The sequence below is a fragment of the Bradyrhizobium sp. UFLA05-112 genome (assembly GCF_053572325.1).
The window spans coordinates 96325-106910 of record NZ_JBANBK010000022.1 but is presented as its reverse complement, the minus strand read 5'-3'; the positions used below and the strand labels follow the sequence as shown (position 1 = coordinate 106910).

Sequence of the window (10586 nt, the reverse complement as noted above, 5' to 3'; positions counted from 1 at the left end):
GAGATGTCGCAGCCCGGCCGAACAAGGAGATGGCCAATAACGAAAGCGCTTGACACCAATCGCCCCATACAAGTCCTTTGGTCCATAGCGTCGGTCAGCAAGTGTCCGCTTTAGCGCCGCTTTGGGGTATTAAGCGGACGGTCACGGTAGAACCGTGATCACGAGGACCCTGCGACAAGGGCCGCATGCGAGCGAGTGCTTCGCGAACGGGTATGGTCATCGCATGATGACTGCCGCCGGCGACCTCCGGCAAGCTCGCGAGCTGGCACTGCTGATCTGCGATGGCGACAAAGCACTCGAGACCTTCCTCGCGCATTGCGATGTCGCCGCGCGTAATCCGGTGGTGCCCCTATGACGACCTTGTGCTGTCCGCGGTGCTGAGGATCAGGCGCACGCCGGACGGCGTCGACATCGATCGGATCACTATGGACGTGAGACGCGCAAGACGTTGGCGATCGAGCGCCCGCGGCGGGCCGAGTGGCGCAAGGCCGAGTTCACGGCGAAGCGCTTGCCACCTTCGAGCTTCATAATGATTGCCTCTCAACCCATCCGCTATTTCGCGGCCTGTTTGCTCGGGTCATCGGCCGGATTGGCATAGGTGATAGCGAACGGCCCGGGCCCGGCGATCTGTACCACGGTGTCTTCTGTCGTCCAGGCATAGTGGTTCATGCCTGCTGGCATTTCGGCAAAGGCTCCAGCCTTAAGGGACTGCCCCTTGTCCACATCGAGCTTGTCGCCGAGACCGACACGGAAGTCGCCGGAGATCACCGTCACGAACTCGTCGGTGGGATGGTTATGGGCCGGGACTTTGTAGTTGGCCGGCATCTTTAGCCGCATCGTGAACAGCCCCTCCTTGCTGGGGTCACCAGCTATGACGGCGAGCTGCGCGCCGGGTGGGATGGTCGGTGGAACGGGACCCCACTTAATGTCTTCAACATTGACCGGAGGCTTCATTTGCATCTCAGCGGCCTGCAGTGCCGCCTTCGGCAGGAGTTGCGCTGCTGCTAGGACAGCAAGGCCAGAAGCAACAGCAAATAGTACGATTGGTCGCCTCATTTCCTTTCCCTCCTTGGCTTAGATCTCTCTTCACTCACCACAAGCTGGTCACACAAAGAAGAAGTCGCTGCCATGCAACCGTGAAGGCGTGACGATCCGGCGATTGATTGCCGGCGAACGGATCGTCGATGGTGGTGCATGAATAAGTTGCTATGTCGAACCTCCCGATTTGAGACCGGACATTGCAGGGCAGGAATTACAACGGTCTTCCAACTGATCTCTCTAAAATACGAAGCGTGTGCGGGCACGACGAGATCGTGCTCGGCAAGGCCCTAAGGCTGCCCATTGAATATAATTGCGTACGCCTGCCGCGCAGCTCAGACTTAGACCCCTAGGGGGCAGCTCTCTGAGGCTCCAATTCGAGCATACGCTCAACAGCAAGTAGCGCAAGTGGATGGGCCATGACATTATCGGCCCAGGCCCGCTAGACTCTGGAGCGGGCTGCCAGGGTAGCCCCGCGCTGCGCGACGGAGGGCAGCGCTTGTGCGTTTCATAGGTCGCCCGCCGGGTAGGTAGCCCCGGCAGCAAAAGCGCTTCCCGTGCCTCCGTGGACTGCACGGCTCTCGCAGCTTCGTGATCACGCCGATGCGTTCGAGCAACGTTCGTCGTAGTACAATGACCTTTCCCCAAAGAGGAGCCCGGCCATGAGGAAGATCGTGATCGCTACGACCTTTGCTGCCGTTACTCTTACCGCCTATCCGGCGGCCGCATGCGACTGGAACCGTCAGGCAAGCGCTAAAGATCCCGTTGTCGCCGCCACCGCCCCTTCCACAACTGTTGGACAGGCCTCACAAAGCGCGGCGGCCCAGCCCGCGAGCGTTGCTTCTGATGAGGGCAATCGCAAATCCCTCCAAGAATCTGCGCCGGTTGTTTTGATCACTGACCGTCACTAGGCGCGCCTGCGACCCTCTCGACGACGGTGCGGTCGACGAGCGATCAACTGGACCTGCGGTCGCCGGCTGCGTGATGTTCGTCGCCGGCAGTCCGATCATCAGCCTCGTCGGAAGGGCTGACACTGCAATTCGCCTGTGCGACTTCAGGGCTGCTGGTCTGAATCAGGAAAAGCTGCTTCCGCATCTCAGAAAGGCGCGCACGGCAAAACTCACGGTATAGAAAATCGAAAATGGCGGGCATGATCGAGCCCTCCGTCGCTCGAGTAGGCACCGCACCACCACGACCATGGCGCGCGCTGTGAACTAGATCACAGGCAGGCACCTGTATTCCGGGCTGTTCTGGTCACTTGTGCGTGCGAGGTAGTCGCGCTGCACCGCGAGTTTTTAGGTGCGAGGGCAGCTCTTCTTCTCCTTGGTTCGGCCCAGCATGCTCAGCGACCTCGCTAAGGGTCCAACTGTGGACCTTGCGCGCGGAACGACGTCGCAGAGTTACCCGAGGTCGCCGCCGGCGACTGGCAAGATATTGCCTGTGACATAACTTGCTTCATCCGACGCCAAGAACAGGATTGGCGCGACCTGCTCGGCGACCGAGCCGTATCGCCCGAGGAAGCTAGATTTCTTAACCTGCTTGACGACCTCGTTCATCCATTCCTTTTCCTCAACCGTGTCGCCCTCGGCGTTGCGCGGCACTCGCCTCGGCGGCGCCTCTGTGCCGCCGGGAGCCGTCGCGACAACGCGTATGTTGTCCGATGCGTACTCCATCGCCAGGCTTTGAGTGATCGCGTTGATTCCTCCCTTTGCAGCCGAGTATGGCACCCGGTGAATGCCGCGCGTCGCGTTCGATGAGACGTTCACTATCGTACCCCTGCCTCGCCGGGTGAGGTACGGAATCACGGCGTGACAACACCACAAGGTGGGCATTAACGAGCGCCGAATCTCCGCCTCGATCTGCTGCGGCTCGAACCGATGGTATGGTCGCATCCGGATTGCGCCGCCGACGTTGTTGATGAGGATGTCGATTGCGCCGAAATGTCTGATGGCCTCGGCCATGGCGGCTTCAGCACCCTCGTGGGTTTCGAGATCGCATACGAAGCCGCGGCCTCCGAAACCTGCTTCCGAGGCGACATCATCGACGAAGTCCGCACGATCGACGAACAGGACGTTGCCGCCCTCGGCCGCGGCCCGCAGCGCCACGGCGCGCCCGATCCCCTGAGCGGCACCGGTCACGACCAGCGTCTTTCCGGCAAAGCGACCTTCGAAGATCATGCTGCCACCGCTTCGGTCGCGGAAAACTTCTCGTAGAAGAAATGCGAGGGGCTAACCCTCTTTTCCGTGAAGAACACCCGCACCGTCTCCACCATCGGCGGCGGACCGCACAGATAGACGTCGCAGTCACCGTCGTTGAGATGCTCGTCCGCGAGATGCGCCGTGACATATCCCTTCAGCGGATGGGCGCTATCCGGGTTGGCGACGCAGGTCGCCCAGGTGAGCGTCGGCAGCCGCCTGGCCAGCGCTTCGATCCGATCGATCTCGACCAGATCGCCATCATTGGTGACGCCATAGATCAGATGCACGGGCTGGTCGGTGCCTTGGTCGGCGAGGACCTCGAGCATCGACAGGATCGGCGCGAGGCCCGTGCCGCCGGCGAGCATCACGACCGGACGGTCGACCGCTCGCAGGAAGAAGCTTCCTTGCGGACCGACAAACGTCATCCTGGTACCGACCCTGGCCTCGCTCGCGAGCCAGCCGCTCATCAGACCGCCCGGCACGTTGCGGATCAGGAAGCTCGCTTCACTCGCCCCCACCTTCGAACTGAACGAGTAGGAACGATGCTCGCTCGTCCCGGGCACCGTGAGGTTCACGTACTGGCCAGGCAGGTATCCCAACGCGTCCGGTCTGTCGAGCTTGAGCTTGAGGATGATCGTGCTGTCCGAGACGAGTTCGACGGAGCTCACCTCGGCGCCATGTTCAGCGGGCCTTACCTTGCAGGCCGTGGACGGAACCGGCACGGCGATAACGCAATCCGAGGACGGCACCATCTGGCAAGTCAGCACCAGTCCCTCCTCGGCCTCGGCTCCGCTCAGCGCGTCGTCGAGATATTCGTCGCCGAGATCGTATTCACCCTGCTCGCAGCGGCATTTGCAGGTGCCGCAAACGCCATCCGAACAGTCCATCGGCAGGTTGATCTTATTGCGATAGGCCGCGTCCAAGACCTTCTCGCCCTCGTTGCAGTCGATGAAACGGGTGGCCCCGTCCTCGAAATTGAGTGCTACGCGATAAGTCATGTCTTACTCTCCCGCGATCCCAACGAGCAGCGTCAGATGTGATAGATGTCGATGACCTGGTGGATGTAGTCGCTCTTGAGCACGACCTTCTTGGCCAGGATCCGCGGTTCCTCACCGCGCGTATCCAGCGTGTAGAAAGCGGCACCGAAGAAGCTGTCGGTCTTCTTGTAGCGGTGGCTGAGCGTGTGCCAGTTGAAGCGCAGGTCGAGCTCGCCGTCGCGTTCCGCCACGATTTCGACATTCGAGACATTGTGGCTGGTACGCGGCTCCGGCGTGCTCGCGCCGGACCGCTCGGTCTTGATGCGGAAGACGCGGTCCTCCAGACCCTCCCGGTTTGGATAGTAGATCAGCGAGATATGCTGCTGCGGGTCCTCGACGACTTGGTCATCGTCGTCCCACGCCGGCATCCAGAAACTGGCCTTGGGCGAATAGAGCTTGATCCATTCGTCCCACTGCCGGTCGTCCAGCAGCCGCGCCTCGCGAAACAGGAAGGAGCGGACATGTTCGAGATCGAATTTACCGGTGGACACGAGCGTGCTGGCGGTTGCGATGCTCATGCTGCCTCTCCCCGCAACGCAACGACGCCGCCTGTCGCTTCGCCGCCATTTCGCAGGATCGCCTGGCGCAGCGACTTGGCCCAGAACTCATGCTGGCGCACGAACAGGCCTTCGTCCTCGCTGCGTTCGCCGCTCAGCAGCGGCTCGAGGCCGATCGCCCTGGCGTTCTCATCCGGGCCGTCGATCCAATGGACGGCGCCCCGACTGAGGTCATTCCAGAGTTCGCCGGCGCCGACATAGGCGGTCTGACAAGCACGGAATTCTTCCAAATCGTCCGGCGTGCCCATGCCGGAGACGTTGAAGAAGTCCTCGTATTGCCGGATGCGGGTCGCACGTTCCTTCGCGTCCTCTCCTTTGGGCGCGAAGCAGTAGATGGTCACCTCGGTCTCGTCGACGCTGATCGGCCGCACCACGCGGATCTGCGTCGAGAACTGATCCATGAGGTAGACGTTCGGATAGATTCCGAGATTGCGGGTCTGGCCGATGATGAAGCCGGCGCGATCTTTGCCGAGACGCGCTTCGAGCTCGTCCTTGTGATTGAAGACGGGCCGGACTTCGGGATTGAGCAGATTGGTCCAGAGCAGGATGTGTCCGTTCTCGAAGCCATAGACGCCGCCTACGCTCTTGGACCAGCCGTTGGCGTCGACCGTCTTGATGCCCTCGTTCTCGTAGTTGCGATGGCCCATGGTCGCCGAGTAATTCCAGTGCACGGAGCTGACGTGATATCCGTCGGCGCCGTTCTCCATCTGGAGCTTCCAATTGCCGTCGTAGATGTAGGAGGAATTGCCGCGCAGCACCTCGATGCCGTTGGGCGCCCCGTCGACGATCTGGTCGATCACGGCTTTCGCGCCGCCGAGATGCTCCTCGAGGGAAACGACGTCCGGATTGAGGCTGCCGAACAGGAAGCCGCGATAACTCTCGAAGCGCGGAACCTTAGCCAGGTCGTGCGAGCCGTCGGTGTTGAACGAGGCCGGGTAGTCGCCGGTCTTGCCGTCCTTAACCTTGAGGAGCTTGCCCGAATTGCTGAAGGTCCAACCGTGGAATGGGCAGGTGAAGCTGCCCTTATTGCCGTGCTTTCGCCGGCAGAGCATCGCACCGCGATGGGCACAGGCGTTGATCATCGCATGCAGTTCACCCGCCTTGTCGCGGGTGATCATGATCGGCTTGCGGCCGATCCAGGCACTGAAATAGTCGTTGTTCTCGGGGATCTGGCTCTCATGCGCCAGGAACACCCAGTTGCCTTCGAAGATGTGCCGCATCTCGAGCTCGTACATCTCGACATCGGTGAAGATGTCGCGGCGGCACCGGAACAGCCCGCTCGTCTTGTCTTCGACCACCGCGCCGTCGATGCGCTCCAACAGTGTCGTCATCGTTTCCTCTCCTCTTCCCATTCGTTGCCGCGTCGGGTCGCTGGCGAGACTCAAGCCGCCTCGGCGCGCTGTCGGCTGGAAAAGTGCTCGTCGGCACCGTCAGCGGCGCGCTGGAGCTGGAAGTCGAAATTGATGTAGGCGCTGTCGCCCTGACGCTGCGGGACCGGCAGCAGACCATCGCGTGTGGCGAAGGCGAAGTCGTCGGCGGCATGCGGGTCGTCGCCGAAGTTGATCTGCGTCGTCAGCTTCCGGTAACCGGGCGCTTCGATGAAGAAGTGGACGTGCGCCGGGCGATGACCGTGACGACCGATCGCCTTCATCAGCGTGTCGGTCGCACCGCCGGGCGGCACGGAATAGCCGTTCGGCATCTTCGAGTGGAACGAGTATTTTCCGTCGGCGCCGAGCTTGATGCGCGCGCGATTGTTGAACGGCGTCTGTTCACGGGTCGGATCGAAATGCGAATACCAGCCCTGTGAATTGGCGTGCCAGACGTGCAGGATCGCATCCTTGACCGGCTCACCGTCCGGGCCAGTGACGCGGCCTCTCATGTAGAGGCTGCCGGTCGCGTCCGGATCTTTCGTCAGATTGACATCGCCCTCCTCGAGCGGCGCACCCGCCACGTAAAGCGGTCCCTCGATGGTCCGCGGCGTGCCGCCCGTGCGGCCCGCCTCCGCGTCCTTTGCATCCATGAACAGATCCAGGAAGTGCTCAAGTCCCGTGCCGGGCACCAGCAAGCCGAACTCCGGCGCGCCCTTCTGCAGGAAGTTGATGGCGCCCCAGAATTCGTCCTCGCTGATGTCGTGCCGAACGATGATCTTCGCACCGGCCTCGACGATGTCGCGGACGATTGCCTTCAGACGGGAATCCCCGCTCGGCTGATTGAAGCCCGCAGCCCTGTCGAGCAATGCCTGGACGTTCGCAGTCTTCACGAAGCTCGTATCCATGTCGTCTCTCCCTTGGTTTTAGGTCCGGCATGCGGACGTTCGTCGTTCGTAATGTTTCAGCGCTCGTCGTCGTGGATTGAAGATGGATGTCTACAGAGCGGCGTCACCTTCATCTCCATGAAGGTATAGAGCGGCAGGCTCGTCAGGATGTCGTGAAGCTCGGCGTTGCTTTCGACATCGAAGATGCTGACGTTCGCGTAGTGGCCGACGACGCGCCAGATGTGACGCCACTTGCCAGCGCGCTGCAGCTCCTGAAACCGCTCCTTCTCGCGCGCCTTGAGGCGGTCGGCTTCCTGCCGGTCGAAGTCCAGCGGGATACGGACGTTCATCTCGACCATGGTGAGCATGCATCACGCTCCCTTTGACGCGACGACGTGCAATGTCGGCGCGGTGCGATCACGGCGAAACCGGGCAATCTTGTCCTCGTCGAGCGTCACGCCGAGACCGGGGCCTGTCGGCACGCCCAGCGAGAAATCGGCGTAGTCGAGCGGCTCGGCCAAAATCTCCTCCGTGAGCAGCAGCGGACCGAACAGCTCGGTGCCCCAGGCGAGCTTAGGGAACGTCGCGAAGAGATGGGCAGAGGCTGCGGTGCCAACACCGGCCTCAAGCATCGTGCCACCGTAGAGACCGATCCCCGAAGCATCGGCGATGGCTGCGACGTCGCGGCCGGCATGAAGCCCGCCTGACTGGGCGATCTTCACGGCGAAGACGCGGGCGGCGGCGCTGGCGGCAATACGGAACGCGTCGCGGGGACCGTGCAGCGCTTCGTCGGCCATCAGGGGGATTCCGTGCCGTGCGGACAGGCGCGACATGATGGCGATCGCGTCGCGGGCGACCGGTTGCTCGACCAGGTCGCAGCCGGCGTCTTCCAGCATCTTCATGCCGACATCGGCCTGTGCCTCGTCCCAGCCCTGATTGACGTCGACGCGGACGCTGCCGCGGTTTCCGATAGCCTTTTTGATCGCCGCAACATGAGCGACATCGTCGGCCACGCTGCGCTTGCCGATCTTCAGCTTGAAGATCGAATGCCGCCTGGCCTCGAGCATGGCCTCGGCTTCCTCGATGTCGCGCGCAGTATTTCCACTCGCGAGCGTCCAGGCCACCGCCAGGCGGTCGCGTACGCGTCCCCCGCCGATCAGTTCGGAGACGGGCACGCCGAGACGCTTGCCGGCGGCATCAAGCAGCGCGGTCTCGATCGCGCATTTGGCGATATGGTTGCCGACGACGTTGCGACCGATCTTCGCCATTGTCTCGGCGACGCGGGACACTTCACAGGTCTTCAGGACCGGCGCGATATAGGTATCGATTGCGAGCTTGATGCCTTCAGGGCTTTCTTCGCCGTAGCTCAGACCACCGATAGTGGTCCCCTCGCCGATCCCGATGACACCGTCCGAGCAGGTGATCCGGACCAGAACGACGGCCTGGCTGCGCATCGTGGCCATCGCCAGGACGTGAGGCCTGATCGTGGGCACATCGACGATAAAGGTATCGACCTGGGCAGCTTTGCTCGTCACCGGCGCGTCCTCGAATTCGCATTTCGTGGCCGAAAACTAGATATATGCGGCATCGATGGCAAAGACCGATTGGGTCCAATATTATACCTATGAGGTATATGCTTCAGATGGGACAATGGTCAGCTCTGCTTTTCCGTACGCGCGACGACGAGTATCGGTGCGTCGTCCGCCGCCAGGAACCTTGGATAATCGCCCCGCCGATCGGCCGCCTTCTCGAAAAACAAGGCGACCGTCTCGCTGGAGCCAACGGCTGACGGTCGCTTTCTTTCTCCAGGTCAGGTGTCCCAACGAGCACTCGATTGACCCGACCAGCGATTGTTAGCCCGTTGAGACATGTTAACCACTGTTCTGATTGTCGGCCCTGGAGCCGTCGTGAATCGCGATCGTGCTTCTATCTTCAGGTCAGAGGTGACTCGCAGAGTTCGAGCCGCGTCGAATTCACCGCGCGCAGTCTCGCGGTTAAGTACTTGGAACCGAATCGGCTTTCAGACCCTCACGCCGATCTACAGATTCTGGGCGTTGGCCGCTCCAATTGCGGCTCGATCCACAGACGCGAAGCTTCGGATTTCCTTGAGTATGGCGCAGGCGCAGTGGCCGCACTTCGCCGTGCAGCCGAGCAAGGCGTAAACGCGACTGACCCGCGGGCATGGCGCGACGCTTGCGATCGCGGATCTAATCTCGACCTCGCTGAGGACGTTGCAACTGCAAACGATCACGGCGCACTCCTGACTGAAGAAGCTGCTAGGACCGCAATGGGAGGCAATCCCAGCGAGCCTGCCGCCGCTACGATGGTGAATGAAGCGAGACCACCCTAGGGCGTAACATCCGATCGAAACAGGACCGCCTCAGTCTATGTTCATACCTGCGGGGTATGGTGCACACCGAATTCCCCCTGCTCATTGTGGCGCCGGGAATGACGCGCCTCGTTTCCGCGAGCGGGAGGGTTTGCCCGGATCAGCTTGAAGCGAAGGATTGATTGTGTCTATTTCAATACTCGAGAGGTATGGACGCGATTGGAGGGCTGCTCCCATGGAACTCCGTCACCTGCGCTACTTCACCACCGTGGCAGCGGAGGGCTCCTTCAGTCGCGCCGCTGAGAAACTCCACATCGCGCAACCACCGTTGAGCCGCCAAGTGCAGCAGCTCGAGGACGAATTGGGCGTGCGCCTGCTCGATCGTGGCCGACCGCTTACGTTGACAGAGCCCGGACGATATCTGTTCGAACAGGGACGTCAGATCCTGCAGCGCATTGACGAGATGCGTGCGATGACCAAGCGGATCGCCAAAGGCACGGTATTGCAGTTCAACATCGGCTTTGTCGCATCCACCCTCTACGACGCTCTTCCGGAACTGATCCGCCGCTTCCGCATCATCCTGCCCGGCGCAGAGGTCAATCTTCTGGAGATGACGACGCTCGAGCAGGTCGCAGCATTGAAGGACGGTCGTATCGATGTAGGTTTCGGCCGACTGAGATTCGACGATGAGGCGATCGTCCGTAGCGTCATCCGTGAAGAACGCGTCTGCCTTGTGGTACCACGCCGGCACAAATTGGCGGCCAAGAAGGGGAGGTTACGACTGCGCGCAACCGCTGACGAACCGCTCATCGTCTATCCCAAGTCGCCGCGGCCAAGCTACGCCGATCAGGTTCTTTCATTCTACCGCGATGCAGGTATTGAGCCGAGGGTCGCGATGGAGGCGAAGGAGTTGCAGACCGCGCTCGGTCTTGTCGCCTCTGGTGGCGGCGTCTGCATCGTGCCTGCCTCCGTGAGGCGCTTCGGGCGCGACGACGTATGCTTTATCGACCTCGATGAGCCGAAGATGATTTCGCCGATCATCATGAGTTATCGCAAGAATGACGCGTCGATGCTGCTCACGCAATTGATCAAGCTGGTTCGCGAATTCGACAAATGGGATGCATCTACCGGTCACCCTGCGTCCGGCTCGTCTGATTGATCGCAACGCCGCGC

General features: G+C 61.4%; 12 protein-coding genes. 3 read left to right on the top strand and 9 right to left on the bottom strand.

Features of this window, described 5'->3' with window-relative positions; all coding sequences use genetic code 11:
- Positions 1-223: 223 nt before the first annotated feature.
- A complete protein-coding gene (locus tag SO180_RS15630) occupies positions 224-355 on the top strand; it encodes a hypothetical protein (protein WP_449379725.1) in 132 nt (43 codons plus the stop codon).
- A 197-nt stretch (positions 356-552) separates the two neighbouring features.
- On the opposite strand, the gene SO180_RS15625 is transcribed toward SO180_RS15630, so the two are convergent.
- Positions 553-1056, bottom strand: a complete 504-nt coding sequence (locus tag SO180_RS15625) for a cupin domain-containing protein (protein WP_449379724.1) — start codon at positions 1054-1056, stop codon at positions 553-555.
- Between the two features lie 644 nt (positions 1057-1700).
- On the opposite strand from SO180_RS15625, the gene SO180_RS15620 reads away from it, so the two are divergent.
- Positions 1701-1949: a hypothetical protein gene (locus tag SO180_RS15620; RefSeq protein WP_449379723.1), complete on the top strand. Its 249-nt coding sequence runs from the start codon at positions 1701-1703 to the stop codon at positions 1947-1949.
- Between the two features lie 43 nt (positions 1950-1992).
- Here SO180_RS15620 and SO180_RS15615 read toward each other — a convergent pair whose 3' ends face one another.
- From SO180_RS15615 to SO180_RS15580, 8 genes are all read right to left on the bottom strand, one after another.
- Entirely contained in the window at positions 1993-2190 is a 198-nt protein-coding gene (locus SO180_RS15615) for a hypothetical protein (RefSeq protein WP_449379722.1), read from the bottom strand.
- Between the two features lie 248 nt (positions 2191-2438).
- Positions 2439-3215, bottom strand: coding sequence for a benzoate diol dehydrogenase BenD (gene benD / locus SO180_RS15610; RefSeq protein ID WP_449379721.1), 777 nt, complete (start codon positions 3213-3215; stop codon positions 2439-2441).
- A complete protein-coding gene (benC, locus tag SO180_RS15605; RefSeq protein ID WP_449379720.1) occupies positions 3212-4234 on the bottom strand; it encodes a benzoate 1,2-dioxygenase electron transfer component BenC in 1023 nt (340 codons plus the stop codon). The genes benD and benC overlap by 4 nt, the downstream gene beginning before the upstream one ends.
- Positions 4235-4266: 32 nt before the next feature.
- On the bottom strand, positions 4267-4791 hold the full coding sequence (benB, locus tag SO180_RS15600) for a benzoate 1,2-dioxygenase small subunit (RefSeq protein ID WP_449379719.1): 525 nt from the start codon (positions 4789-4791) through the stop codon (positions 4267-4269).
- On the bottom strand, positions 4788-6161 hold the full coding sequence (locus SO180_RS15595; protein WP_449379718.1) for a Rieske 2Fe-2S domain-containing protein: 1374 nt from the start codon (positions 6159-6161) through the stop codon (positions 4788-4790). Before SO180_RS15595 ends, benB begins: the two co-directional genes overlap by 4 nt.
- A 50-nt stretch (positions 6162-6211) precedes the next feature.
- On the bottom strand, positions 6212-7105 hold the full coding sequence (locus SO180_RS15590) for a dioxygenase family protein (protein ID WP_449379717.1): 894 nt from the start codon (positions 7103-7105) through the stop codon (positions 6212-6214).
- 56 nt (positions 7106-7161) lie between these two features.
- Complete coding sequence (catC, locus tag SO180_RS15585) at positions 7162-7452, bottom strand: muconolactone Delta-isomerase (protein WP_449379716.1); 291 nt, start codon at positions 7450-7452, stop codon at positions 7162-7164.
- Between the two features lie 3 nt (positions 7453-7455).
- A complete protein-coding gene (locus SO180_RS15580; protein WP_449379715.1) occupies positions 7456-8619 on the bottom strand; it encodes a muconate/chloromuconate family cycloisomerase in 1164 nt (387 codons plus the stop codon).
- A gap of 1029 nt (positions 8620-9648) precedes the next feature.
- Between SO180_RS15580 and SO180_RS15575 the strand changes: the two genes are divergently transcribed.
- Positions 9649-10572: a LysR family transcriptional regulator gene (locus SO180_RS15575; RefSeq protein WP_449379714.1), complete on the top strand. Its 924-nt coding sequence runs from the start codon at positions 9649-9651 to the stop codon at positions 10570-10572.
- Positions 10573-10586: the final 14 nt, after the last annotated feature.

Coding starts and splice junctions, on each gene's coding strand:
- SO180_RS15630 (WP_449379725.1), top strand. CDS start 224: ATGATGACTGCCGCCGGCGACCTCCGGCAAGCTCGCGAGCTGGCACTG.
- SO180_RS15625 (WP_449379724.1), bottom strand. CDS start 1,056: ATGAGGCGACCAATCGTACTATTTGCTGTTGCTTCTGGCCTTGCTGTC.
- SO180_RS15620 (WP_449379723.1), top strand. CDS start 1,701: ATGAGGAAGATCGTGATCGCTACGACCTTTGCTGCCGTTACTCTTACC.
- SO180_RS15615 (WP_449379722.1), bottom strand. CDS start 2,190: ATGCCCGCCATTTTCGATTTTCTATACCGTGAGTTTTGCCGTGCGCGC.
- benD (WP_449379721.1), bottom strand. CDS start 3,215: ATGATCTTCGAAGGTCGCTTTGCCGGAAAGACGCTGGTCGTGACCGGT.
- benC (WP_449379720.1), bottom strand. CDS start 4,234: ATGACTTATCGCGTAGCACTCAATTTCGAGGACGGGGCCACCCGTTTC.
- benB (WP_449379719.1), bottom strand. CDS start 4,791: ATGAGCATCGCAACCGCCAGCACGCTCGTGTCCACCGGTAAATTCGAT.
- SO180_RS15595 (WP_449379718.1), bottom strand. CDS start 6,161: ATGACGACACTGTTGGAGCGCATCGACGGCGCGGTGGTCGAAGACAAG.
- SO180_RS15590 (WP_449379717.1), bottom strand. CDS start 7,105: ATGGATACGAGCTTCGTGAAGACTGCGAACGTCCAGGCATTGCTCGAC.
- catC (WP_449379716.1), bottom strand. CDS start 7,452: ATGCTCACCATGGTCGAGATGAACGTCCGTATCCCGCTGGACTTCGAC.
- SO180_RS15575 (WP_449379714.1), top strand. CDS start 9,649: ATGGAACTCCGTCACCTGCGCTACTTCACCACCGTGGCAGCGGAGGGC.